This window comes from Aminobacter anthyllidis (assembly GCF_018555685.1).
Classification (GTDB): domain Bacteria; phylum Pseudomonadota; class Alphaproteobacteria; order Rhizobiales; family Rhizobiaceae; genus Aminobacter; species Aminobacter anthyllidis.
The window spans coordinates 1-23,850 of sequence record NZ_JAFLWW010000012.1; the positions used below are offsets into that span (position 1 = coordinate 1).

General features: G+C 58.4%; 22 protein-coding genes and 2 pseudogenes. 15 read left to right on the forward strand and 9 right to left on the reverse strand.

Annotated elements, in window-relative coordinates; genetic code table 11:
- Positions 1–419, forward strand: a 419-nt coding sequence (locus tag J1C56_RS28245; protein ID WP_214393320.1) for a UPF0149 family protein, incomplete at its 5' end; no start/stop codon positions are given.
- 30 nt (positions 420–449) lie between these two features.
- Here J1C56_RS28245 and J1C56_RS28250 read toward each other — a convergent pair.
- The 6 genes from J1C56_RS28250 to J1C56_RS28275 form a co-directional block, all read right to left on the reverse strand.
- On the reverse strand, positions 450–719 hold the full coding sequence (locus J1C56_RS28250; protein ID WP_214393321.1) for a hypothetical protein: 270 nt from the start codon (positions 717–719) through the stop codon (positions 450–452).
- A 26-nt stretch (positions 720–745) separates the two neighbouring features.
- On the reverse strand, positions 746–1,801 hold the full coding sequence (locus J1C56_RS28255) for a quaternary amine ABC transporter ATP-binding protein (protein ID WP_214393322.1): 1,056 nt from the start codon (positions 1,799–1,801) through the stop codon (positions 746–748).
- Positions 1,798–2,832 (reverse strand): ABC transporter permease, encoded by a 1,035-nt coding sequence (locus tag J1C56_RS28260; RefSeq protein ID WP_214393323.1) that lies wholly within the window; start codon positions 2,830–2,832, stop codon positions 1,798–1,800. Before J1C56_RS28260 ends, J1C56_RS28255 begins: the two co-directional genes overlap by 4 nt.
- A gap of 182 nt (positions 2,833–3,014) precedes the next feature.
- On the reverse strand, positions 3,015–3,986 hold the full coding sequence (locus J1C56_RS28265) for an ABC transporter substrate-binding protein (protein WP_214393324.1): 972 nt from the start codon (positions 3,984–3,986) through the stop codon (positions 3,015–3,017).
- Positions 3,987–4,143: 157 nt separating this feature from the next.
- Positions 4,144–5,229 carry a mandelate racemase/muconate lactonizing enzyme family protein gene (locus J1C56_RS28270; protein ID WP_214393325.1) on the reverse strand — a complete coding sequence of 362 codons (1,086 nt, stop codon included), beginning with the start codon at positions 5,227–5,229 and terminating at the stop codon, positions 4,144–4,146.
- A complete protein-coding gene (locus tag J1C56_RS28275; RefSeq protein ID WP_246592060.1) occupies positions 5,114–6,100 on the reverse strand; it encodes a LysR family transcriptional regulator in 987 nt (328 codons plus the stop codon). The genes J1C56_RS28270 and J1C56_RS28275 overlap by 116 nt, the downstream gene beginning before the upstream one ends.
- A gap of 79 nt (positions 6,101–6,179) precedes the next feature.
- Here J1C56_RS28275 and J1C56_RS28280 point away from each other — a divergent pair, with 79 nt between their 5' ends.
- The 3 genes from J1C56_RS28280 (at position 6,180) to J1C56_RS28290 (ending at position 9,027) form a co-directional block, all read left to right on the forward strand.
- Complete coding sequence (locus J1C56_RS28280) at positions 6,180–7,163, forward strand: NAD(P)-dependent oxidoreductase (protein WP_338001519.1); 984 nt, start codon at positions 6,180–6,182, stop codon at positions 7,161–7,163.
- Positions 7,164–7,189: 26 nt separating this feature from the next.
- Positions 7,190–7,963 (forward strand): class II aldolase/adducin family protein, encoded by a 774-nt coding sequence (locus J1C56_RS28285; protein WP_214393326.1) that lies wholly within the window; start codon positions 7,190–7,192, stop codon positions 7,961–7,963.
- Positions 7,964–8,100: 137 nt separating this feature from the next.
- A complete protein-coding gene (locus J1C56_RS28290) occupies positions 8,101–9,027 on the forward strand; it encodes a 2-hydroxyacid dehydrogenase (RefSeq protein ID WP_214393327.1) in 927 nt (308 codons plus the stop codon).
- Between the two features lie 2 nt (positions 9,028–9,029).
- On the opposite strand, the gene J1C56_RS28295 is transcribed toward J1C56_RS28290, so the two are convergent.
- Positions 9,030–10,139, reverse strand: a complete 1,110-nt coding sequence (locus J1C56_RS28295; protein WP_214393328.1) for a GlxA family transcriptional regulator — start codon at positions 10,137–10,139, stop codon at positions 9,030–9,032.
- A 313-nt stretch (positions 10,140–10,452) separates the two neighbouring features.
- Here J1C56_RS28295 and J1C56_RS28300 point away from each other — a divergent pair, with 313 nt between their 5' ends.
- From J1C56_RS28300 to J1C56_RS28325, 7 genes and pseudogenes are all read left to right on the forward strand, one after another.
- Positions 10,453–11,388 (forward strand): GlxA family transcriptional regulator, encoded by a 936-nt coding sequence (locus tag J1C56_RS28300; protein WP_338001525.1) that lies wholly within the window; start codon positions 10,453–10,455, stop codon positions 11,386–11,388.
- 499 nt (positions 11,389–11,887) lie between these two features.
- Positions 11,888–12,820, forward strand: coding sequence for a DMT family transporter (locus tag J1C56_RS28305; protein ID WP_214393329.1), 933 nt, complete (start codon positions 11,888–11,890; stop codon positions 12,818–12,820).
- A gap of 209 nt (positions 12,821–13,029) precedes the next feature.
- Positions 13,030–13,098: pseudogene (locus J1C56_RS33770) on the forward strand (hypothetical protein); the annotation flags it as partial.
- A gap of 105 nt (positions 13,099–13,203) precedes the next feature.
- Complete coding sequence (locus J1C56_RS33920; protein WP_476561158.1) at positions 13,204–13,545, forward strand: pantoate--beta-alanine ligase; 342 nt, start codon at positions 13,204–13,206, stop codon at positions 13,543–13,545.
- A 16-nt stretch (positions 13,546–13,561) separates the two neighbouring features.
- Positions 13,562–13,681, forward strand: coding sequence for a hypothetical protein (locus tag J1C56_RS33925; RefSeq protein WP_476561159.1), 120 nt, complete (start codon positions 13,562–13,564; stop codon positions 13,679–13,681).
- A 548-nt stretch (positions 13,682–14,229) separates the two neighbouring features.
- Complete coding sequence (locus J1C56_RS28320; RefSeq protein WP_214393330.1) at positions 14,230–15,072, forward strand: enoyl-CoA hydratase/isomerase family protein; 843 nt, start codon at positions 14,230–14,232, stop codon at positions 15,070–15,072.
- A 467-nt stretch (positions 15,073–15,539) separates the two neighbouring features.
- Positions 15,540–15,902, forward strand: a complete 363-nt coding sequence (locus J1C56_RS28325; protein WP_246592061.1) for an NUDIX hydrolase — start codon at positions 15,540–15,542, stop codon at positions 15,900–15,902.
- A 138-nt stretch (positions 15,903–16,040) separates the two neighbouring features.
- Here J1C56_RS28325 and J1C56_RS33775 read toward each other — a convergent pair.
- A pseudogene (locus J1C56_RS33775) lies at positions 16,041–16,488 on the reverse strand (transposase); the annotation flags it as partial.
- A gap of 79 nt (positions 16,489–16,567) precedes the next feature.
- Complete coding sequence (locus J1C56_RS28335; RefSeq protein ID WP_214393332.1) at positions 16,568–16,789, reverse strand: hypothetical protein; 222 nt, start codon at positions 16,787–16,789, stop codon at positions 16,568–16,570.
- Positions 16,790–17,010: 221 nt separating this feature from the next.
- On the opposite strand from J1C56_RS28335, the gene J1C56_RS28340 reads away from it, so the two are divergent.
- From J1C56_RS28340 to J1C56_RS28355, 4 genes are all read left to right on the forward strand, one after another.
- Positions 17,011–18,333 (forward strand): NAD(P)-dependent oxidoreductase, encoded by a 1,323-nt coding sequence (locus J1C56_RS28340; protein WP_246592062.1) that lies wholly within the window; start codon positions 17,011–17,013, stop codon positions 18,331–18,333.
- Positions 18,330–19,037 (forward strand): class I SAM-dependent DNA methyltransferase, encoded by a 708-nt coding sequence (locus J1C56_RS28345; protein WP_214393333.1) that lies wholly within the window; start codon positions 18,330–18,332, stop codon positions 19,035–19,037. The genes J1C56_RS28340 and J1C56_RS28345 overlap by 4 nt, the downstream gene beginning before the upstream one ends.
- Complete coding sequence (locus tag J1C56_RS28350; protein ID WP_214393334.1) at positions 19,034–19,963, forward strand: 2-oxoglutarate and iron-dependent oxygenase domain-containing protein; 930 nt, start codon at positions 19,034–19,036, stop codon at positions 19,961–19,963. The genes J1C56_RS28345 and J1C56_RS28350 overlap by 4 nt, the downstream gene beginning before the upstream one ends.
- Before the next feature lie 182 nt (positions 19,964–20,145).
- Positions 20,146–23,349, forward strand: a complete 3,204-nt coding sequence (locus J1C56_RS28355) for an acetate--CoA ligase family protein (protein ID WP_214393335.1) — start codon at positions 20,146–20,148, stop codon at positions 23,347–23,349.
- The last annotated feature ends 501 nt before the right edge of the window (positions 23,350–23,850 follow it).

Consider the following 23,850-nt stretch of genomic DNA (forward strand, 5'->3'; position numbering starts at 1 on the left):
GCGACGTCCTGGCCAAAGGCTCTGCAACCGATCAAGCCGTGTTTGCCAGCGTCGCCAGGATCCACAACCGGATCAACGAGACGCTGTTCGACAGACCACAGGATTATGCGCCCCGCTTCACCACCAAGCCCAGCGGCGGCATCGACCCGCGGCCGTGGTGCCAGGGGTTCTACGCGGCCATCAATCTCAACATCAAAAAATGGAAATCGCTACTCGACCTCAACAACCCCAACCACGGTCTGCTGCTGCCGATCCTGATCTACTGCGTCGACAAAAAGGGCAGGCCCGTCCTCGGCAAGCCCAGGCCGGGGCCCGAGACCGCGCGCTTCATCGAGCACGAGGCGTACAAAGACATCGCCCTCGTCATCCCCGCCCTGCGCGAACTCCACTACGTCACCCGTTATGACGATCCGAAGTGATCGACGCCGGCGCGCCGACCAACGATCGATCTAACCATCAAGACGATTTCGGGACAGGTGCCTTGGCGCACCGCTTACTGTGGGACCAAACTTCGTGAATTGCTGCGTTTTGGGCAACAGCGATGAACCGATGATTTCCGAGACGATGCCTAAAAGCAGGGCCCCGCAGGCTGTGATCAAAGGGTTCATATTCGTCATTTTCCCGAGCGTCGCGTGAAAAGCCGCTGCAAATATTTTCTTAGCCAGGGCGTACGGCATTTTCGCGGCAACAGTGAGGTCCATTCGGTTGAAGAGCGCCAAGGAAATCCCATCGTCGTGATCCTGATCTAAACGTTGCTGTGATTTCGTCCTGTCGCCGCTGTGGGTACGAGGGCCTTTAGAACGTCAGTCATCTTGAGAGTGCCCACCCGGGTCCCGTCCGAGTGCACCGCAAATGACTTGTCGGCGGCACCGTGGGATCGCAGGATCGCCCGCTCCAGGGTTTCGTCCCCGTCGAGAACTTCATAGCCATCATCCTCGGCGATAGTCTTTTCCATTACCGATCGGACGCGAAGCACCCGGGCTCGGTTGATGTCGCTGACGAAGTCTTCAATGTAAGGGTCGGCCGGGTTGAGGAGGATGTATTGTGGTTCCCCTTGCTGCACGATTTCCCCGTCCTTCAGGATCACCAGATGGTCGGCGAGCTTGAGCGCCTCATCGAGGTCATGGGTGATGAAGACTACGGTCTTCTGGAGGTCCTTCTGTAATTCCTGCAGAAGGTCCTGCATGCTTGACCGGATGAGCGGGTCCAGCGCCGAATAGGCCTCGTCCATGAGCATGAGCTCGGAGTTGGACGTCAGCGCTCGCGCGAGGCCGACGCGCTGCTGCATGCCTCCCGAGAGCTGGTGGGGATATAGCGCCTCCGAGCCCGCGAGGCCGACCCTTCTGAGCCACTTGCGGGCCGTCTCATCGGTTTTGGCCCGTCCGTCCCCGCGCACCGAGCATGGCATGCCGGCATTCCTTAGGACTGTCTCATGCGGAAGTAACGCAAACTTTTGAAAGACCATCGACATCTGGGTTCGGCGCAGCTGTTGAAGCCTGACCCGGTCGAGCTTCATAATGTCGGTCCCGTTGACGATGACCTCACCCGCAGTAGGGTCAACGAGGCGATTAAGGTGACGGATCAGGGTTGACTTTCCGGAGCCTGATAGCCCCATGATCACCGTGATCTCGCCTTTTTTGATCTCGACATTGATGTCGCGCAGCCCAAGCACATGGCCATGGGCCTGCAGCATGTCCTTCTTGTGCATCCCCGCCTTCGCGTAGGACACCATGGCCGGCGCATTGTTGCCAAAGATCTTGTAAAGGTTGCGGATGGATACGAAGCTCTCCGTCATGCTCATGTCCGCGACTGGTGCATCTTGTTGACGCGCTGGAGGGCTGCCCGGCTGACCCGGTCCAGAACAATGGCCAGGAGCACGATGCCGAGGCCCGCGACTAGGCCGACGCCGAGTTCGAGTTTGTTGATGCCGCGAAGGACAAGGGTTCCAAGGCCGGGTGCGGAGACCAGTGAAGCGATCACGACCATAGATAGCGATAACATGATTGTCTGGTTGATACCGGCCATGATGTTCGGCAGCGCGAGGGGCAGCTGGACGCGATAGAGCTTTTGCCAAGAGGTCATGCCGAACGCCTCCCCCGCCTCGAGAACGTCCTTGTCCACCAGCCGTATCCCGAGGTTTGTTAGCCTGATCGACGGCACGATCGCATAGAGAATGATCGCGATACCGTAGAGCTTCGGCTCCGTGACGCTGAATAGGAAGATCAGCGGGATAAGGTAGACGAAGGTCGGCAGCGTCTGCAGCAGGTCGAGAAAAGGCGTTAACCAGCGCTCCAATCGGTTGCTGCGTGACATCGCAATGCCTATCGGCACCCCGAACAGGACACAGATAAATGTGCAGACCATGATGATAGCGAGGGTCTGCATAGCGTAACCAAAATGGTCGATGAACGCCAACCCTAGGAACGCCATTAGCACGAAGACCGTCACGCCGATGCGACGTCCGGCGAAATGAGCGATGGCGACCAGGATCAGGATCGCGGCCCACCACGGAAGTGACTGCATCAGGTCGATGGCGTTGCGCAGCGCCCAACTCAGTGGCTGCGTAACCGGGTCCAGAACGACTTTCACGGGGTCTTTCACATCAAGGAACAGACGTTCCAGCCCGGCTGTCATGTCGCGGGTGCGCGGGATGGCGCCGCAGGCCTTGTGAAGGACGTCCAGCGATGGAAAAGGAAACGATTCTGCGTTGTCGCTTCCCGCCGCCCCGGCCTTGGCTAAAAGATCGTCCATCGACATCGGACCGCCGGTGGCGCCGGCATCGCACCAGGACCAAAGTCCCAGCGCCTCAAAAGCTTTTTCGTACGGTGCCATGTCTAGCCCTGAATTGCCGCGATTCGGCGGCCCCGCGTATCAGGGCGCGGCCACCGGTACTGATGGAAATTGCTTGTCGACGTGCGGGAGATGCCGCCAAGCATTCGCCAGTTACCGCGTCGGTCTTTAGGGCCCCACAGCCCCAAGGGTGCGGAGTCCCATGAGAAGTGAGAGTTTGGCTCTCACTTCAGGACCGCCGCCAGCTTTTCTTTGGCTTCGGGGCTGAGCCAGTTTGCCCACACCGTTTTGTAGGTCGTCAGGAAGTGAACGGCCGATTCATCGGCTGATGCCTTCTTGCTGTCCTGCCAAGCCAAGGTCTCGCTCATCTGCGCATTGGTGAAGCTGACCTTCGACATCAGGTCGGCAATCTCCGGCTCACGCTTTTCGAAATCCGTTGTCGCGGCGGTCACGACCTCTGCCGGCGGGTAAGCCGATTTGCCCGGCGTCTTGCAGGTCTCAACGGCGTTGCAGGCATGGATGTCAGCCACATACGGGCCGATGTCGACCTTGACCATCTTGTATTTGCCGAGGACCGACGTAGGACCCCAATAGTAGCCGAACCAAGGCTGCTTGTTTTCGTTAGCTGCGGCAATGGCAGCCGCAAGTGTCTCGCCGGAACCGTGGTTGAAGACTTCAATCCCATGCCCTTTCAGATCGAAGGCTTCGGCCAGATGCTCGTTGGTAACCTTGCAGCCCCAGCCTTCCGGGCAGTTGTGGAATTTACCGCCGACCCAGTCGGGATGCGCCAGGATGCCATCGATCTTCGCCAATTCGGGATGTTCATCCACCAGGTACTGCGGGACCCACCACGCATCGATGCCGCCATCAGACAGGACATGGCCCAATGTCTTGACTTTACCGGCGGCCACCAAGCCTGGATAGGCCGGCGCGCCGTTGAGCCAGAGTTCGGTGACAATGTCTGGGCGGCCGGTCTCTGCAACCGAGGTGACTGCGGTAGCGGTAGCCGATGGGACAACGGTTACCTTGCAGCCGTATCCCTGCTCCATCAGGAACTTGGAGACCGCCGTGACGATGGAGCCCGAGGCCCAATTCATCTCAGTGATGGTGACGTCGCCGCATTTCGCTTCGGCCGCGGTCGCCGCGATGGTAGCGATAAATGCTGCGACAGTGAGTTTTAGCGTGTGTGAGAGCATTGTTTTCTCCTGTTGGTGTTCCAATTCCAGGCGATGTCCCGGCACCCAGGAGGTTGCCAGGGCGGTTCCCCACATCAGAATTATAGGAACACCAACCATTGAACTAACGAATATAATTCGACCCTGACATCGAATTTTCCGATGCAGAGATGCCCAATCAATCGATGGCGAAGCGCTCCACAGCGGCCTCATCAAACATGAAACCGGTGCCCGGACGGGTAGGTATGAGGATGTCGCCATCCTTGATTTCCATCTCCTCGCGAAACAGCGGGGCATACCACGGCATGTGCTCCACGGAGATGCAATTGGCGGCAGAACCAGCAATGCACAGGCTGTGCTCGGTGAAAATGTGAGTGGAAATCGGCAGGCAGTACGATTCCGCTAGGGCCGCCACGCGACGCATTTCAGTGAGTCCGCCAATGCGCTGTAGGTCCGGCATCAACACATCCGCGGCGCGAGCCTCAATAGTGTTGCGGATGCCGAAGCGTGTCCACTCCGTCTCACCGGAAGCAATCGGCATATCGAGCGCATTACGGACTTCGGCCTGACCCACGAGGTCATGGACAGATACAGGCTCCTCGAGCCAGCCGATGTCGAGCTCCTCAAGCATCCTACCAAGACGGATCGCCTGCTTTGGCGTGAGCGCCTGGTTGGCGTCCGTCAGGATTTCGATGGAGGGTCCGACCGCCTCCCGGACTGCCTTGACACGCTCGAAATCCATTCGCGGGTCTTTGTTGCCGACGCGCACCTTCATCGCCCGGAACCCCTGGTTCAGAAACGTCGCCGCCTCATTGACCAGTTCGTCAATGCTCTGGGAAAGCCAGAGGCCGCCGCTTGCGTATGTGCGGATGCGGTCCCGGCACGCTCCGAAGAGATGATGCAGTGGTCGTTCAGCGCTTTTGCCGACGAGATCCCAGCAGGCCGTGTCGAGCACGGAAAGCGCCGAGATTGTAACGCCGGCATAGCCGGTTGGATTGATTTCCGACCAGATAGCTGAGTTGATCGCCGTTACGTAGTGGGGATCCTGGCCCACGATACGATGCGAAAAGCCGCGCACCATCTCGTCGAAGGCTTTCAACCGGACGGCGTTCAAGGTGAAGATATAACTCTGGCCCACCAGCCCAACATCAGTTTCCAGATAGACGAGAAGGCATCCGACCGAGCGCATATTGTGGATGGCCGTCGTAATCGGCTTGGAAAATGGCACATCCGTCAGTCGGGTCTTCAACGCCGTGATTTTCATGGGATTTCTTTGATCTGTTTGAGGGGTCAGCGATCGCGTCGCGCAAGGCGTCGACAGCGGTTTTGACAGAATCCGGCGCTATCACATCGATGCGAAACGCGACAAACACTGTTCGCTGAAAGCGAGGCGCGCCTTCGACCACGTGCAAGCTACCGGATTTGACCAGCGGCGCGACGGACTCGGCTAGGAAATAGCCCGAACCACCGCTGGCCAGAATGTGATCCATGGCCACCGCGGAGCTGCGGATCGTGAGTTTGTGGCTGAAGACTCCCGGAAAATGCATGCTGTGCTGGGCCCGGAACGTTTCACCCCAATCCACGAAGACGTAGCCAGGAACAACCCCGCTTTGAACCACACGTGGCTTCGTCGAAACCATTACGAGTTCTTCGCTGATGAGCGGCTCGATACGCGCCTCCGCGCAGTGCCGCGGGTCGTAAAGCACAGCAATGTCGAGCAATCCGGCTCGCAGCTTCTCCATAAGAATATCCGAGCGCTCGCTGATCGCGCTTGCCACGCCATCGGGTAAAGCCTTGGCCATCCGTTCTAGCCAGCCCGGCACGACGCGGGGCCAATGGTTATCCTCGACCCCCAAGGTGACGAAGGCATTAAGGCCTTCCGGCAGCGTGGCGACCTGTTGACCGCGTTCCCAGGCGCGTACGATGCTCACCGCGCTCGCATGGAACTGATGACCGCCCGTGGTAAGCGACACTCCGTTGCGCTTGCGGTGAAACAACTGGCGGTTAAGCCGCCGTTCAAGCGCCTTTATCCGCGCACTAATGGTCGACTGGGTGACGTTAAGCTGGTCGGCAGCGTGCTGGAAACTACCGGTCGTGCTTACTTCCAGAAACGCCCTGATGTGCTCGATGTTCAAGAAAATGACCTTTAAATCGAATTCTTCGATATGACTCCCTAATTATATTCGTTTGCCACGTCAATTAGGGTGAGAAAGAGTGTCTGACCGGATCCAGTCAAAACTGCGCCAGCCGCATGCCGAAACGGGCGGGCTGGCTAAATCGGAGATATCTATGCGGATTGCATTCATCGGGTTGGGCAATATGGGCGGGCCAATGGCCAACAACCTGGCACGCGCCGGTTACGAGCTTGCCCTTTTCGACCTCGATTCAAACAAGGTCGAGGCCGTGCAAGCGGCAGGAGCGGCAGCCGCCAACCAGGCAATCTTGGCAGCCGCAACGGCTGCCGAGGCGGCTTCCGGCGCCGATATTGCCTTTACATCACTGCCAAACCCCAAGATCATCGAAGCCGTCGCGTTATCTGATGAGGGCATCCTGGGGGCGCTGCCGAGAGGCGCGGTCTGGATAGACCTTTCAACCAACAATCTCGAATGCGAGAGCCGCATCCGCGCCGCCGCCGCAGCCCGCGAAATCGATTTCCTGGACGCGCCGGTTACCGGGGGGATTGAAGGAGCAGCTGCCGGAACGCTGATGATCATGGTCGGCGGAGACGCTCAGGTATTTGCACGCTGCAAGCCGATCCTGGAGAAGATAGGCAACCGGGTCATGCACCTTGGCCCCCACGGGGCGGGCTATGTGGCCAAGATTGCACAAGTGGTACTCTGCTATCTCAACTCGGTGGCGCTTAGCGAGGCCTTGATGCTGGGGGTAAAAGGTGGGGTTCCTGCTCACATCATGCTGGGCATCATCCAGGGCAGCACCGGTGCAAGTTACGTCGCGGACCGCTACGGTCCGGCTATTCTCGACGGCAGTTACGATCCCGGCTTCGCACTGGGGCTCGCGCACAAAGACATGGCCCTGACCCTGGAACTGGCAAGGTCGGTCGGCGCCACGTTACCCATGTGCGAACAGGTTGAGGCGATCTACAAGAAAGCAGTCGACCAGTACGGGTTTCACCAGAACCATCTCATGGCCGTGAAGCTCCTGGAGGAGCAAAACGGCACGTTTCTCCGTTCCGCCTGACAACGTGATTAGTGAAAGGATTGCCAATGGCATACGAGTTGAAAGCCGAGGACTTCAGTGTCCAGGGTGGCCATGCCAACATCTCCAAGGAAGAATGGGACGCGCGAGTGGACCTTGCGGCCCTCTATCGCCTTGCCAACATGTACGGCTACGATGATCTGATCTGGAACCACATCACGATGCGCGTTCCCGGCACCGATCACCAGTTCCTCCTGAACCGCTTCGGCCTGCTCTACAACGAGGTCACGGCGTCGAACCTGATCAAGGTCGACGAGCAGGGTAAGGTTCTGTATGGCCCGCCGGACGTCAACACCGCCGGTTTCGTCATCCACTCAGCAATCCACAACACCCATCACGACATGAAGGTGGTGTTCCACAGTCACGCGCCGGCAGGTCTCGCCATCACGGCGCTACAGGATGGCCTGGAGTTCCTGACTCAGGACGGCTCGATGCTGTGGGGCGACATCGGCTACCATGACTGGGAAGGCCTGTCGCTGACCCTTGAGGAGCGGGATCGTCTCGCTAAAAACATCGAAGGCAAGAAATGCCTGATCATGAAGAACCATGGGTTCCTTGCGGTCGGCGCTAACGCCGGCGAAGCTTTCATGAACCTATATTATACGGTCCGTGCGTGCCGGGTGCTGATCGATGCCTATTCCACGGGCCTCAAGCTCGACAAAAGCCGCGAAGACATCTGGCGGCTGGCGCATCGCCAGTATGACGATTTCCCGCTCGGTAAATATGAATGGCCAGCGCTGTTGCGCCAGTGCGATCGGGTCGATCCTTCTTATCGCTATTAAACCGACAACTTGAATCCCGGGGCAGACACTGGCCGGGATTCCAGTGCCTAACATCCTCAACGCCCGCACGGAGGTCGAACGACCCGCCGTTCCTTCCGTGCGAGCCGAATTTCTTCCAGCCGGGGGCACCCGAACCGATGACCATCCTTTTGAATAACCATGGCTACGACAATGAAAGCTGGCGAAGGGAAATCTGCCGCCAGCTTCCTGAATTGCCGGTCAAACTGTTCGGTGAACCGATCGACCCCAATGAAGTCGTCTATGCGATGGTCTGGAACCACCCCGCGGGCGATCTTAACCGCTATCCGAATCTCAAGGCAATTTTCTCGCTCGGCGCCGGTGCCGAGCATTTCGTGGCTGATACAAGCTTGCCCGACGTCCCGGTGATTCTCCTCGCCGATCCGGCCGTCGCCTGCGACATGGCGGCCCACGCCCTCTACTGGGTACTGACGTTTCACCGGCGCTACGCGGACTACCGATCCCAGCAGAAAGACCGGATCTGGCATCGCAAGCAAATCGTCCCCACGAAAGAGTTTCACGCGGGCGTGTTCGGTTTGGGTCGCATCGGCACCGAAGTCGCCAGCCGCATGCGCGATTTTGGATACGCGGTCAGCGGGTGGGATCGCAGCGCGCGACAGATCGACGGGATCGACTGCTATTCCGGAACGGATACCCTCCCAGAGTTCCTGAGCCGTATCGATGTCGTCATCAACGCTCTCCCGCTATCCCCGAAGACGCGGCACTTTCTCGATGAGAAGATCTTCTCGGTCATGCCCCCCGGCAGCTTTTTTGTTAACATTAGCCGCGGCGCTGTCGTCCATGACGAGTCCCTGCTTGACGCTCTCGACCGCGGCCATCTCGCCGGCGCCGCCCTAGATGCATTCGCCCAAGAACCGCTTCCGGTCTCGCATCGCTATTGGTCCCACCCCAAGGTGTTCGTGACGCCGCATATGTCGGGGGCCACATTTGCATCGAGCGCTGTAGCCGTGATCGCCAACAACGTGCGCCGTCTTGAGCGCGGGCTTGAGGTCTTTCCGCTGTTCAACCGGGAGGACGGCTATTGACCTTATCGGCATAATGTCATGCTCCGATTTTGGTGCAGATCCAAATCAGGGTGCGTATCGGCGGTCGCAGGTCGTGCCGTTGGCACGCCGAGAAATCTCCCGGCCGGAAGATTTCGGGCTTTGTGAGGCGCTATCTGATGCGCCTGGCGGAAACACCTCGAAAAGTGGGAGGCGGACACGAAGCCACAGGATACCGCGATTTCCAGAACTGGCATCGCCGACTGGGCAAGCAGGAGCTTCGCGTGTTCCAATCGCAATTCCCGGAAGTAGCGGCAGGGAGAGCGACCGATATCATTGCGGAAGAGGCGTTCCACCTGCCGCCGCGACAGCCCTGCAGCCGCCGCAAGGTCCGCCATGGTCAGCGGGGCTGCCAAATTCCTCTGCATCAATTCGATGAGCTTCACGACCGTGGGGTTGAGCCTGCCATGCTGACGCAGAAGCGGCAGCCGCTGGCGCTCCTCGCCTGTGCGGACACGGCCCGCAACGGCCAACTCCGCAGCACTCACCGCGACAGGTTCGCCGCAATGATATTTCACAAGCTCGATCATCATATCGAAGGCTGCCGTGCCCCCGGCGCAGCTCCAGATGTTGTTGTCGACCTCGTAAACGGTGGCTGCCGCCTCAATGCGCATGAACCGCTCCTTGAACCCCGGCAGGGCCTCCCAATGGACGGCGCACTTGCGGTCATTGAGCAGGCCGGCTTTGGCCAAAGCAGTGACACCGTTTTCAAACGCGCCCGTCCCAATGCGGCGCTGCCGACATTCGCGCAACCATGCGCTAAGCACCTTGGTTTCAGGTCCTCCATCAGGCTCATCACCGAAGACCAGAGCCAGTACCGGGCGTTCAGGCTGCATCAGATACCTGCGCTCCTGTGCCAAGTCGGCGTCCGCTGCGACAAAGATGCCGCAGCTCGCCCTCACGGCTCCACCCAGGTGGGAAACAATACGCCAGCGAAAGGCTTCACGTCCGGCCGCTTTGTTGGTGAGGCGGAAGACGTCCAAGGCCGACGCCACGGCGAGAAGTTCGAATCCGGGCGCCAAGTAGAGTGCGACAGTAATCGGTTCGATGGCAGAAGCGGATGCCCAAACACCCTGGGACCAGTGGTGGACCATAGTCAGACTCTCCGCCTTGTTCTCTTAGCGACGAGGGATAGCCCGCCCGCGCCTTCATCTGATCGAAAGGGAAAGTCGGCGAAAGGACGGTTGCGTCAGCATGGCAGTACATATGCGACACGGTGATTTCTTCACCAATAATCAGGCTCAAAGGCCAAGGCGCAACCCTGCCCCGTTATCCGTCGGGTTTCTCCTGCTCCATCGGTTCACCCTGGGGGCGTTTGCAAATTTCGTTGACGTGCTGCGCCTGGCCGCCGACGAAGGGGACCGCAGCCGCCCGATCCACTGTCAGTGGCGGATTATCTCGCCTGACATGTCGCCGATCCTGTCCAGCTGCGGCGTTGCTATCTCTCCCCACGAACGGATCGGAGACCTTCGCCGCTTCGATTACCTAGTGGTTGTTGGCGGGGTTCTCGAAGAGGACAGCCTCCTGGTCGACGCGCGGTTCTACGACCATCTTCGACACGCTGCCGAGGTAGGCATACCGCTCGTGGGTCTGTGCACTGGCTCGTTCATATTGCACCGGGCCGGTCTGATGCACGGCTACAAGTGTTGCGTGAGCTGGTTCCACAATTCGGATTTCCTGCGGCTTTTCGACGGTCTCCAAGCCGTTTCCGACCAAATTTTCGTTGTCGATCGAGACCGGCTGACCTGTTCGGGCGGCGCGAGCGCCGCGCATCTCGCCGCTTTCCTCGTCGATAGGCATCTCGGTAAAGCCCTGGCCTCCAAGAGTTTGCGGATTATGATGTTTAACGAGGCGGCAAAGGGTGAGACGGCGCAGCCGACCGGACGCCTTGAGGTTGTCGTCCGAGACGAAATCCTGAAACGCGCAGTGCTGCTTATGCAGCACCACCTTGAGGTTCCGCTGACTATCGGCCGGATAGCCGACAAGCTCAGCACAAGCAAACGACTGGTCGAGCGCCGCTTTCGATCGGAACTCCATACCTCGCCTCAGGCGGTCTACATCCAGATACGGCTCGCTCACGCTCGCCATCTTTTGCAGAGAACCGACAGGTCGATTTCAAGCATCGCCCTGGAATGCGGCTTCTGCGACGGTTCGCACCTGAGCCGCGTCTTTCGCCTTCAGTACCTGCGTACACCTCAACAGTTCAGGTCGCAGCTAGGAGAATCGCTGTCCCTGCATCGCGGCCAACGGCACGGTAGCCAGGAACCGCCGGTATCGGGAACCAGTTTGGATGAAAATGACCCCTCGAACAGGATCCCTATTCCACGAATAATCACAGTATAGCGCAGGAGGTACCATGATACGCTGCGGCGGTGGGTACAATCAGCTCTTCCGGGGTTCAAAAAGCCCTGCCGGTGGGGAGGTTCCCCTGTAGGCCACCAAGCTTGGAACTGCGGTTTGCGTAGCCACCCGAAGTCGACAACCGATGTTGCGAGCTCAGTCTGCGGTGGCCCACCCACTACATCCTGGCAAGGTCAGCCGAAGGTTGAAATAATGTCATGCGGCAGATGAGTTTTTTGCGCGACTGTCGGGCCTGGGGCACATGATAGCGTCTGCACTGAACCGTCCGAATGAAGGATGGTGTCTTCAAACTGTAAACCACCCGATTGCAGTTTGCTAACGCGGCGAAGTCTAGCAATTGAGTCCTTGAGGCGTACCGGCACCGTCGAGAAGGTACCCGGCCGGGGAGTGGGGCGGACTGGTGGATTACATGTGCAGTTGTGCAGGCCCAATCGAGACCACCGAATCGGCGCTGGCTGCGTCGTCTCAAGCGGGGCACCCCATGCAGAAGAATCCCTTAGCAGCTACAGGCTTTCTTTGCCTAGGCGTTCTCATTTTCTCGCTGCAGGACGCGATTTTGAAAGGGCTCTCGGACACGTATTCGGTCACCCAAGCGATAACGGTTCGATCAATTGTCGCATTGCCCATACTGGTGGTGTTGGTGCGTGCGACCGGGAGTATTCGGTTCCTTCTTTCAAAGCGTGCCGGCCTGCTGACCATTCGCGCAGTGATCCTCCTAGGCGCATACCTTTGCTACTATCTTTCAATCGCAGCGATGCCTCTGGCCGATGCTATCGCGCTCTATTTTGTCGCTCCACTCATCATTGCGGGGCTAGGAATTCTTTTCCTCGGTGAGCGACCTCACCAGACCACCTATATGGCTCTGGTGCTGGGTTTGATCGGCGTGATCATCACGTTGGAACCGGGTCTTGCGGCCTTCGAATGGGCATCTGCGTTAACGCTCTTGGCTGCAGCCCTCTACTCGTCGGCCCAGATCCTGGTGAGGAAACTTGGCGACAGCGAGAGCGCCGCGGTTATCACATTCTATCAGAATTTGGCCTTCCTCATTGGCGCGCCCGTGTTGGCCATTCTCGTGAGTTCAAGCGGCCTTGAAGATGCTGGTCACCCGAGTCTTGCCTTCCTTACGCGCCCATGGGTCTGGCCAACGCTCAACGATACGTTGCTGATGGCCGGCTGTGGCGTAATCGCATCTGCCGGAATGACATTGCTTGCCCAGGCTTACCGACTAGCCCCAGCGGGGAACATCGCCGTCTTCGAGTACAGCGCCATCATATGGGTTCCACTATGGGGATTTTTGTTCTTCGACGAAGTGCCGAGGTTCACTACCGTCGTGGGTGCAGCCCTGATCTGTGGAGCCGGATTGTTTGCGCTGATTGGGCAGAGTTTCGCTAAGAACGTAGCTGAACCGACTTAGTTCGGTTCTCCACGAAAATCGTCGGTGCCAGCAGTGTGCCAAACGCGAAATTCACGGACTGGTAACTGGGGAAGGAGTCATCCTCTATTGAGTGCAATTGGTGATACCAAGTCGATCACACTGCCGGATATTCGTGCGCGAAAGGGCGGGACGTCTGCCTGACTTCAAATACCACGCCGATCGCGAAGCTGGTTGACCGCCACGGCGACATTGTTCTTGTTGGCGATAGTGTCGGCATGGTGCTCCACGGCCTGCCCTCGACACTCGGCGTGACACTGGAGATGACGGGTCATGCACGGCCAGGCCGTGCGACGCGGCCTCGAGTAGTCGCGGACCTCCGCAAGACAGTGGCGAGTTGGCGCGATGAGGGGTGGCGCATCGCCATGGTGCCGACCATGTGCGCCCTGCATGAGGGCCATCTCAGCCTGGCGAGGACCGCACTGGAGCGCGTTGATCGAGTGATCGTCACGCTCTTCGTCAACCCGAAGCAGTTCAACAGCCAGGCCGATCTCGCCGCATATCCGCGCACGGAAGACGAGGATGCCGCCAAGCTGGGGCTGCTGGGCATCCACCTGCTTTATCTACCGGACGGCACCGAGATGTACCCAGAGGGGTTCGCCACTACTATTACGGTGAATGGCCTCAGCGAAGGTCTATGCGGCGCATTCCGTTCGGGGCATTTTGAAGGGATATTCCCGAATCGAGTATCTCGAACTGCGGGCTGAGGAGGACCTCGCACCGATGCGCACACTTGATAGACCCGGACGCCTGGTTGCGGCTGCCTGGCTTGGAGAAACGCGTCTGATCGATAATGTCGACGCGCGGCCCCGCCCAGGAGTCATCGCGCGCACAGCGGCTTGAAACGGGTAGCGGCTGGGCATCCTTTCCGACAAACAAGGGCCTGGAGCGAATTGGATCCGTCCGGCGGCTGGCTCGGCCGGCCCCAACCACATCGGTCACCGCGCTTCCCGTGCTACTCCGAGCCGGTTCGTGCCCCGACCAGCGTTCGCTATACCCTGGCAGCTTAGCACTGACGATTTTGTTGGCCGTCGCGCACGCTTCCGGCCCGTGATAGCATTCGCCGAAGGCTCTCATCTGCTCAGCCGGAGCGTAAGGAGCCGGTGATCTGTGAGATCCCATACTCGTTCGGCGAGCCGAACTTGGAATGTAGCGGAAGGGCGTCAGCTAACGTCTCGATCCACCAGCTGCCGCAGCTTGCGGACATGAATTCATGCTAGCATATTTGCCTGAAACAAAGTCATCGGCCAGGTTACTTTTTTGCGGGCACTCGCCGCTGAAATGGGTGCTATCCCTATGCAATCTCGCCGCAGCGCCGCAGCTAGGTGAGAAGTCGCGCCTGCAGAGTAGGATTGCCTACCAGACGGGAACATTACATTCAGCGAGGTCACATGCCAGAGATCACCCCTGACACAACGAATTACGAAAACATCCTCTACGAGGTCGATTCCGAGCATATTTGCTGGGTGACGTTAAATCGCCCAGAAAAAGCCAACGCCATGAGCGAACAGCTGATCCTTGAACTCCGAGCGGCTCTTCTCCGTGCCGATCAAGACGAGGACGTGAACGTAATCGTGGTACGCGGCGCTGGCCGCGGCTTCTCGGGGGGCTACGACCTGGATGGAGACGCCCAGGACGACCGGTCCTCGATCTACCCCTATCGATTGAAATACATTCGCCAGTTCGAGGAATTCATAACTCCATGGCTCCTGAGCAAGCCGGTGATTGCGTCCGTGCACAAGTATGCGATCGGCAAAGCCTTCGAGTTCTCACTGTTTTGCGATTACACCATCGCGACCTCCGATACCAAGATGGGATACAGCGAGGTCCGCTACGGCCTGTCCGCTCATTGTCTGTTCATGCCTTGGCTTGTGAACATGAAGACCGCGAAGGACCTCCTGCTGACCGGACGCGAAGTGCCCGCTCACGAAGCGAAAGTGTTGGGCCTGATATCGGAGGTGGTGGAACCTGCGGACTTGCACGAAGCAACAAAGCGTAAGGCCACGCTGATGGCCAGAATTCCGCGAGAGATGCAGCGAATGCATAAGATGTATCTCAACCGCCTTTACGAACTGCAGGGGCTTAGAACCGCGACCGACTATTACCTGGAGCTGGTAGCTGTGTTGGGTCAACAGCCGGTCCCCGAATACGTCGAACTCACCAAGATGACGGTGGAGAAGGGCCTACGGGCGGCTTTGGATCACGCTCAAGCTCGTTATAAGGGCCTCGATTGAGCCAGTAACCCCGGCGCGTCGCACCATACCACTGCGGCGCGCATCCAAGCGAGCATAGCGTTGAGCGTCCCTCCGCTGCGAATATCGGTAAGGTTCGTCTCTGGAAGAATCTTTTTAGTAGGGTGGTTTCCAATGGGCACCGGCCTGGGACCGAAAAGCGGACCTGCCAGACCTCAGCAGGCGCGGGAGGCAATAATGAGGCTTAGCTTTGACGACGACATATCCATTTTCACCTTCTCTTGCCGACCATATCCGGTCCATGTTCTTACAGTTTGCACCGCGGAAAACTTTATACCCAGAGAACTTGAAACGAGCAGCAGTTGGAATCGTTCGCGTAGCGGCCGACGATGATTCAGGCGAGACCGCCTTTTTGCTCCCAAGACGCGTTCCCATGCAGGCCAATACGCATTGCCGGGAGGGCGGATCGAAGTGGGGAAGGCGCAGTCGACACAGTCATTCGGGAATGCATGGAAGAAATTGGTCTGGACCTTTCGGCAGATCAGGTATTGGGTACTTTGGACCTCTACGTGACTCAATCTGGCTATGCCGTCACACCGGTCGTTTTTCAAACTGCAAAAGAACCCAATTTCTGCCTCAACCAAAACGAAGTGGATCAAATTTTCCGGATTAAGCTCTCTGAGCTCTCTGGGGAGCGATCCGCACAGTTTTTCTATCAGGAAGAAGGGGGCCAGCGTCTTATACGCCTTCCAATATTTGATCATCACATACACGCACCTACGGCGGCTATTCTCTATCAATTTATCGAGATGGTGGCTGGCCGATACAAACGGATTGACGACCTCGCAGCTCCGAACTTTGCAACACGGTAATGCCTGGCCGGTCAATCGAGCTAAGACGCCTCGGAAGCGGGCGTCGCGCTGAAAGTCGGATGGCGAGAGCGCACTGGGATCGCGGCGCTGAGCTAAAAACGTGTTGGACTATGCCGCCGGCATGGGTGGCCGCTATGGCCCAGTGAGGTCCTCGTAGCGGTCGCGATAGTCCTTTGCGGATCGGTTGTCCGACGGCTTGGGAACTGGCATGCCGAGCTGGTCACGACAGCAGGCGAGCTTTTGCGCGCGATAGGCCGAGGAGGCCGTAGTAGCGGATGCGATGGAAGCCCTCGAGCAGGACCTGTAGCAGGAAGCGGCGAATGAATTCATCGGCCGTGACGGTCATGACTTTCTGCCACTGCCGTGCCGATAGTCCTTCCAGCGAAAGGCGACTTTGCCATCCTCGATGGCGGCGAGGCGATTGTTGGAAATGGCGAGGCGGTGCGTATAGCGGCTGACATAGTCGAGGACCATAGATGACCAGCCGGCCTTTCGTAGCGGCGCCAGATAGCGCCGGAAGGCATCGCGCTCGCTCAAAGCCTTGCAAGTCAGAGAAGAACTTCAACCGGCCCGCGTCGAAGGCTTTGCGGGACGCTCGGCAGTCCTCACGCTTGTGCTCATGCACGGAGCGATTGCCGTGGCGACGGCCCGGTTTGCCGCAAGCGCTAGATTTCCGCACAGCGGTCGAGGCACTCATCTCGCCTCAGTCGCGCGGGATTCAACCGCGTCATCTTCGACGTGATGGCCAGAATAGTCTTCTTCGAATGGCCCGTTTCGGACTGATGCTTCCCCCCTTCATCTGCCATCAGCGCGAAATTCAATGCGTTTCGGCTCATTTTCGGCGTTTCGTCGAACAGGCTGCGGTTGAAGGAAAGACGTAAAGGCATTCATCTAATGTTCATAAAGTAGTTATGTGCTAAAAATATAGATATTTTACAATAATGAAAATGCAATATGTATTACAATAATTTTAATATACACTGCATTGCTGCCCCACAAATCAGGCCTTATTATTTCTCGGTGCCATTGGGACTGCATCCAGGCACCGGACACGACTTTACCTGTGAAAGGGAATTCCGTGTGTGCTGTAGAGACTGGAGGATGCGCCTTGCGCTCAACTCATTTCCGCAACGTCGAACGCATCGGATTCATTGGTAGCGGCAGCATGGGGCGGCCGATGATCGCCAAGCTCCTGCAAGCCGGCTATCAGGTGGGGGTCTACGACATCGATCCTGCAGCTGCGAAACAAGAGCTGGAAAAGGGAGCCCGGTTGCATGACACACCGCGCAACGCTTCCCGCGATTGCGACATTGTCATCACCTGCCTGCCGCTGCCACACGACGTCTTTGACAACATGACAGGCGAGCAAGGCGCCTTGGCCGGAATGCCACCGGGCAGCGTGTGGATCGATACGTCCACCACCGACTATCACAACACGATCGAGATCGCCCGACTGGCTGCAGCAATTGGCGTGGATTCACTGGAAGCGCCCGTGAGCAACTTGTCCCACATGGGGGTCGATTTCGCCAATGTCAGCTTCTTCGTAGGCGGGCCACTGGAAGCCTATGTGCGTCGCGAAACGGTGTTGCAGACCATGGGAGCCGTCTCCTTCCATGTAGGTGATATCGGTCAGGGCCAATCCGTCAAATTGCTCACGAACCTGCTCTTTTATACTGCAGCCGTGGCGAGCGGCCAGGCCCTCTGCCAAAGCGTGCGAGAGGGCGTCCCAGCCCAGCAGGCGTGGCGCAAGTTTGTCGCCTCGTCCGCGAACTCCGTTGCAATCGAACAGTTCGTCCCGTTTCTCCTGGATGGCAGCTACGATCGCTCTTGCACTCTGGAGATCACTGTGAAGGATATGGGCTTGACCGTCCAACTGGCCGACGAACTGCGCGTGGGACTGCCGATCGGGCGCGCGGTCGAAAAGCGCTATAGCGAGGCGGGACGGAAGTTCGACCGATACGACAATCATCTGCGAGTTGTCGAGTTGGCGGAGGCGGGCTTCGGCGTTCGACTGCAAGTGCCGGGCTATCGCGCACCATCCAAGTACGGTGCCAACCACGCGCATCCGCCAGACCACGAATTCCTCACCGATCCTATCGGACGGATCAAACCGAAGCGCGAGCATGTGTTTCCGCTCGAGGACGTCACGCTCAGCGACATCCAGATACGCTTGCTCGAGTCTCTGGCCGGCGAGCTTACCCACGTCAATCGCCTGATCCTTGATGAGGCGTTTGATCTTGGACGCGGCATGGGCCTGAGCGATGCCCTGATCCATGACGTTATCACCTGGAGCGTAGGCGCTTCCGCATGGTCGGATAGCCATGCTCAGCAATACGGCAAGGAGGACCTCATTGATCTAGCTGGTCCCATTGCGCCGCCGCTGACGACTATACCGCATCTCATCTGTCCCTACACGGAGGAACTGTCATGAACACCCTCGATCACCAGACGGCACTGGAGCAAACCGCAAGAAAGCGCATCAAGGATTCCCATGCCCTCGACGGCGACGTCGATCGCTTGACCCACTTCTATCGCGGATGGGCCAGTTCCTACGAACTGGATGTTGGCCGCGACGGGTACTGCGGGCCGATGATCGTGGCGGAACTGGCGGGCACCGTGCAAACAGCCTATTTGGCCAGCGAGCGACCTGCCATCGCAATCCTGGACGCCGGTTGCGGAACGGGCCTCGTGGGCGTGGAACTGAAACGCCTCGGCTTCCGGTTGATCGACGGCATCGACCTCTCCGAGGAGATGGCGGAACAGGCCCGGGGAACTGGCGTCTACCGCCATGTCCAAGGCGATGTCGACCTTAACGGGCCGCTCTCCGAGTACTCCAGCGCAAGCTATGACATCACGGTCTGCTGCGGCGTCTTCACGCTCGGGCACATCCGACCGGACGCACTGCGCGAACTAGCTCGCGTCACGCGCCCTAACGGATTCATCATCGTAAGCACCCGCAAGAGCTATGCGGAGACCACATCCTTTGAAGATGAGGTGCGGCGTCTGCAGGATGCGGGCGTACTTGTGACGGCACAATGTCTAAACGACGGCAAATATATCGCGGAGGAAGGCGCGCATTACTGGGTTTTCAAATTGCCCGATAGGGCATGCGCAGAAACGGAGCAGCAGCTATGACCACACTACCGCAAATCTCATTAGCAAAACTGGCAGCCGATGCAACCCGACTCGAAGAGCGCGAGCGCCTACGCCTAGCCTGTGAGGAGTACGGGTTCTTCTACCTTGAGCACGGAATCCCGAAAGAACAGATCGCTGAAGCGATCCATGCTTCCCGGCAGTTCTTCGCGTTGCCACAGGCGACGAAGGAACGCTACGGTCACTCCGCCCAAGACGTATACCCTGCTACCGCGCGTGGGTACAGTCCGTTGTACGGCGAGGTGTTACATCCCGAGGCCGGCCCCGATCCGAAGGAAATGTTCGACCTCGGAATCGAGAACGAAGGCGACCAGCGTCCGTTTGCTGGTTGCACACGCCTTCCGGATGACGCGGTGGCTCCTGGTTTCGCTCGAAGCCTGCTTGCTTTGCAGGCTACCGTGGTCAACGCGGTTGTGCCGAAGCTCGGAATGGCGCTGGCTGACCTGCTCGAAATGGAAGAAGGCTGGTTTCGACGCCATTTTAATCCGCCGACGGTCCTGCAGCGCGTTATCCGGTATCCGTCTACTGGGGGCACGGCCGGAAAGCATACCGACAATGGGTTCTTCACGCTGCTGCTGCAGGAGGAACTCCCCACGCGCTCCTTGCAGGTGTGGCTCGGCGGGCGTTGGACACCGGCACCGAGCTTGCCCGACAGTCTCGTTGTCAATCTGGGCGACATGCTTCAGGCCTTGAGCGATGACCGATTCAAGAGCACGCCCCATCAGGTCGTGCACCCTGGTCCGGCTGAACGAATTTCCCTTCCCTTCTTTATCTATCCCGACATCGACGCTCGCCTGACTTCCCAACAAGGAAAGCAAACCTTCAGTGTCCTGGAGATGATGCTGCGCAACTTCGATTCGATCTGGGAAACTGGGAATGGCGCCGGGCGGGCGCGAGAGTTGCAGTAAGCAACGCCACGAGACTGCCGGCCTGCCTGTTCTCGAGCGTACTCAGTTCCGGCATATCGGCGATGATTGTAAAGGCGGTGGCTTCGCCGAAACCGGGGATGCCTGTGAGGATTTCGAACGGCCGCAGAAGCGCCGGGTCGGCTGGCGCGCCATGCCGTCGCTACCATCAAGGGAGTCTAATCTTGAACTACAATAGCGTACGGGAGAACAGACGGGAACGTCTAAAACGCATGTTAGTGCCGCAAAGTGCAGTATTCATCGGCGGAGCGTCGATTGTACCCGCCATCGACTATTGTCGAACGCGCGGATTTCGAGGAAATATCTATATTGTCAATCCTCGCCGCAATGAACTGGCGGGCATTCCCTGTGTGCCCAACGTGGGCGATCTTCCGGAGATACCGGACGTCACGTTCCTGGCTGTACCGCGAGAAAACGTGGTCGGCGTTGTACGTGAGCTATCGGGGATCGGTGTCGCAGGTGCGATCTGTAATACTTCCGGCTTCTCCGAAATGCATGGCGGAGAACAGTCACAGCGTGACCTGGTGAAAGCGGCAGGTGAAATGCCGATAATCGGGCCGAACTGTCCGGGCGTTGCTAATTTTGCTGATCGGTCCGTTTTTATGATGGATCATTTCGGTGTCCATGACGAAAATGGCAGCGTCGCCCTCATAAGCAATGGAGGCTCGTACCTCTCCGACCTGGGCTGTTCGGACCGGTCGCTGCCGCTGGCTTACTCCATTGGGCTCGGTAATCAGGCGATGGTAACTGTAGCCGACATTATGGATGTGGTTCTGGATGATGAACGCATTCGGGCGGTGAATCTCTATTTGGAGGGCATTAGAGACCCGGCCGTCCTCTCCGCTGCGGCTCTCAAAGCGGCGCGCAAGGATATTCCAGTGGTCGTTATTAAGGGCGGCCGAACAAGCGCGGGTCGGCGAGCGACCGAGTCACATACCGCTTCACGAGCGGGCGATGATATCGTGACTTCCGCGCTGTTTAAGCGACTCGGATTTGTCGAGGTTCGAACTCCGACTGAGGCGTTGGAGACGCTGAAAATGCTGGTGTACGCTCCAAGGGTGAAAGGACGTCGTACGGCATTCGCAACGAGTTCGGGCTCCTATGCGGTGCTTGGCGGCGACATCGCTGAATTTAACGGGCTTGACCTGCAGCCGCCCTCGGCTGAAGCGGCAGCAGAGCTTGAGAAATATCTGCCGCCCTTTGTTCATCCTGCCAATCCTCTCGACATCTCTTCCGGGCAAAATGCGGGCTTCGACGGAAATCTAAATATCTATCGGGCATACTTGTCGGATGATCGGGACGTGGCTCTGAGTGTGATGTGCTTCCCGCCCGAGGGCGGCTGGGATCCACAAATCTGGAACGTCACCACCCAGGCATTCGCGCAAGCAGCACGCGAGCGGCGGATGCCTGCTGCTTTTGTCAACACTTTGCCGGAAGCGTTACCGAAAAGCATTCGAGAGAGGATGATAGCGGACGGATTGGTCCCGCTGCAGGGGATGGAGGACGGGATCCGCGCCGTGTCAAATGCGGTACGCTCGTCGGAACTGGCGGATGTCCTTTCTCAAAGGACCGACGAAGAAATTCTCGTACCAACGTACCGGACTGGTCTGACCGAAGAGATCGCTTTCGACGAGGCATCTGCGAAAGCCGAACTGGGTGCGTCTGGTATAGCGGTGCCTCGCAGTATCGTGGTGACACCAGATCAAACCGGTCGGCTGGACGAACTTGATTTTCCAGTGGCGGTGAAGGCGCTTAGCGCAGGACTGGCACACAAAAGCGAGTTGGGTGCCGTTGTGCTGCGCCTGGGTACGCCCGAAGAGGCGTGGCAGGCCGTGCGCACGATGGCAGAGAAATTAAAGCATGTTGCCCCGGAAATCTCCATTTCGAGCTTCTTAGTGGAAGAGATGGTGAAAGATGGAGTCGGCGAGTTGCTTGTAGGCATACACCGGGTAGACCCGATGGGCCTTACCCTTACAATTGGGACAAGCGGCACGGAAGGGGAGCTCCTGCGCGATACTGCCACGATCCTGTTGCCCTCCTCGCGTGCTATGATTGCCGAGGCCCTGCGCAGTCTAAAACTGTTCCAACTGCTTGACGGTTGGCGAGGCCGGACGAAGGGCGATGTCGAAGCGGCGGTCGACGTCATCCAAAAGTTTGCCCAGTTCGCCATCTCAAAAGGGGAGCGGTTCGTCGAAGCCGAAATCAATCCGCTGATCGTGCGCCCCATGGGGCAGGGGGCGGTCGCCGTCGATGCGGTAATGCGTCTTGCCCGGCATCAGCTGGCCCAGCGCATAAGCATCTTAACACATAAGATAAGTGAAATGGGTTTGCCTACATCAATCACTTCCCGACTGCGCATTCCCTTGATCTCGGCACCGATGCAGCATGTATCAGGCCCTGAACTCGTTTCTGCGGTTTGCCGGAAGGGAGCTATAGGAGCTTTTCCAACCCTCAATGCGCGCTCGCCGGAAGAGCTTGACCAGTGGCTGTCTAGGATAGAAAAAGCTTGTGCTGAGTCCGACGATATCTCAGCGCCGTTCTGCCCCAACATCGTGATGCGTAGATCATCTGAGGCCCTTCAGGCCGACGTGGATGTTCTGGTCAAGCACCGGGTCAAGATTGTGCTCGCAAGCGTCGGATCGCCTGAGGCAATCATCCCCCAGCTGCATGATGTTGGATGTACCGTCCTGACAGATGTCGCCACTATGCGGCATGCGGAAAAAGCGATCAGAGTGGGTGCCGATGGTCTGGTACTTCTGAGCGCAGGGGCAGGAGGACAGACCGGCTGGCTGAACGGCTTGTCTTTTGTCAGGGCGGTACGCTCGATTTATGACGGGCCGGTGGGGCTCGCGGGCGGTCTGTCCGACGGGCATGCGCTTTGGGCAGCACGGGTGCTGGGATGCGACTTCGGCATGATGGGTACACGTTTCATCGCAACGCATGAGAGCCTGGCGCCGCAGGGTCACAAGCAAATGGTGGTCAATGCAGGCATCGATGACATATTGCTAACGAAGGCAATTAACGGATTCGATGCCAATTATCTACGCCAGTCTATCTTGGACGTCGGGCTCGATCTGGCCGAGCTGCAAATACCGCTAAGCGTTGATGAGGCAAGGAAGAGGTTCAGCGCCGATCTTGCTGGAACAGGGCCGAAGCGATGGACCGATATTTGGAGCGCCGGTCATACAGTTTCCGCCGTCTCCGAAATCCAATCAGCGGGGGAGGTGGTGGACGAGATTGCCGATGAATATCACACAGCTATGGGCGAGACTGGCGCGTTAGTGAGCGCTGCCGAGCCGGCGGCACAATCGGCGATCGGAGCGCGGGATCAACGCAAGAGGCCACGGAAGAAACGTGGGGGCGGGTGACCAAGCTAGTTTGGAGGGGAAGTCAAAGCGACAAGCGCTCAAGATATGCGAAATTTAGGGGGCTCGGGCCGACTGCGAGCCCGGACCCAAAGCTGCCGTAAGGCGCTTCCCGCATCGGGACTCACCCATCTCGTCGAGATGCCAAGGGCCATGTGCTAAATCGCACGTCGACGGAGGCAGTTGGCGAACTCGGCCCGTTTCGTGGCTGGCCTCGACCCCGGACGTCCCTCGACCATTTGCAAGCTACTTCGGCAGGGGGCGGTGGCGTGCAGAGCCCGAGTGACGGTTCTTCATACCTCCCCCCAATACGACGGCCCCAATCCACCTCGCTAACGTAGGAGGTATCGTCGGTCCGTATTTATCCGCATTTTGTCGGAAGATGACATCAATGTCGTAGGACCAACCAAAGGGTCGGCAGGGCGTGCGGTCCGGCGTTGGCCAGGAGCACCGGATGCCACTGCAGAATCACTCTCCGAGCTTCCGCTCCTGCACATCAATGGG

Bases quoted from the DNA above. Each gene is read 5' to 3' on its own strand.
- J1C56_RS28265 (WP_214393324.1), bottom strand. From the start codon at position 3,986: ATGCTCTCACACACGCTAAAACTCACTGTCGCAGCATTTATCGCTACC.
- J1C56_RS28305 (WP_214393329.1), top strand. From the start codon at position 11,888: ATGCAGAAGAATCCCTTAGCAGCTACAGGCTTTCTTTGCCTAGGCGTT.
- J1C56_RS28300 (WP_338001525.1), top strand. From the start codon at position 10,453: ATGTCGCCGATCCTGTCCAGCTGCGGCGTTGCTATCTCTCCCCACGAA.
- J1C56_RS28295 (WP_214393328.1), bottom strand. From the start codon at position 10,139: ATGGTCCACCACTGGTCCCAGGGTGTTTGGGCATCCGCTTCTGCCATC.
- J1C56_RS28325 (WP_246592061.1), top strand. From the start codon at position 15,540: ATGGAAGAAATTGGTCTGGACCTTTCGGCAGATCAGGTATTGGGTACT.
- J1C56_RS28320 (WP_214393330.1), top strand. From the start codon at position 14,230: ATGCCAGAGATCACCCCTGACACAACGAATTACGAAAACATCCTCTAC.
- J1C56_RS28350 (WP_214393334.1), top strand. From the start codon at position 19,034: ATGACCACACTACCGCAAATCTCATTAGCAAAACTGGCAGCCGATGCA.
- J1C56_RS33925 (WP_476561159.1), top strand. From the start codon at position 13,562: ATGCGCACACTTGATAGACCCGGACGCCTGGTTGCGGCTGCCTGGCTT.
- J1C56_RS33920 (WP_476561158.1), top strand. From the start codon at position 13,204: ATGGTGCCGACCATGTGCGCCCTGCATGAGGGCCATCTCAGCCTGGCG.
- J1C56_RS28335 (WP_214393332.1), bottom strand. From the start codon at position 16,789: ATGCCTTTACGTCTTTCCTTCAACCGCAGCCTGTTCGACGAAACGCCG.
- J1C56_RS28255 (WP_214393322.1), bottom strand. From the start codon at position 1,801: ATGAGCATGACGGAGAGCTTCGTATCCATCCGCAACCTTTACAAGATC.
- J1C56_RS28285 (WP_214393326.1), top strand. From the start codon at position 7,190: ATGGCATACGAGTTGAAAGCCGAGGACTTCAGTGTCCAGGGTGGCCAT.
- J1C56_RS28270 (WP_214393325.1), bottom strand. From the start codon at position 5,229: ATGAAAATCACGGCGTTGAAGACCCGACTGACGGATGTGCCATTTTCC.
- J1C56_RS28290 (WP_214393327.1), top strand. From the start codon at position 8,101: ATGACCATCCTTTTGAATAACCATGGCTACGACAATGAAAGCTGGCGA.
- J1C56_RS28260 (WP_214393323.1), bottom strand. From the start codon at position 2,832: ATGGCACCGTACGAAAAAGCTTTTGAGGCGCTGGGACTTTGGTCCTGG.
- J1C56_RS28345 (WP_214393333.1), top strand. From the start codon at position 18,330: ATGAACACCCTCGATCACCAGACGGCACTGGAGCAAACCGCAAGAAAG.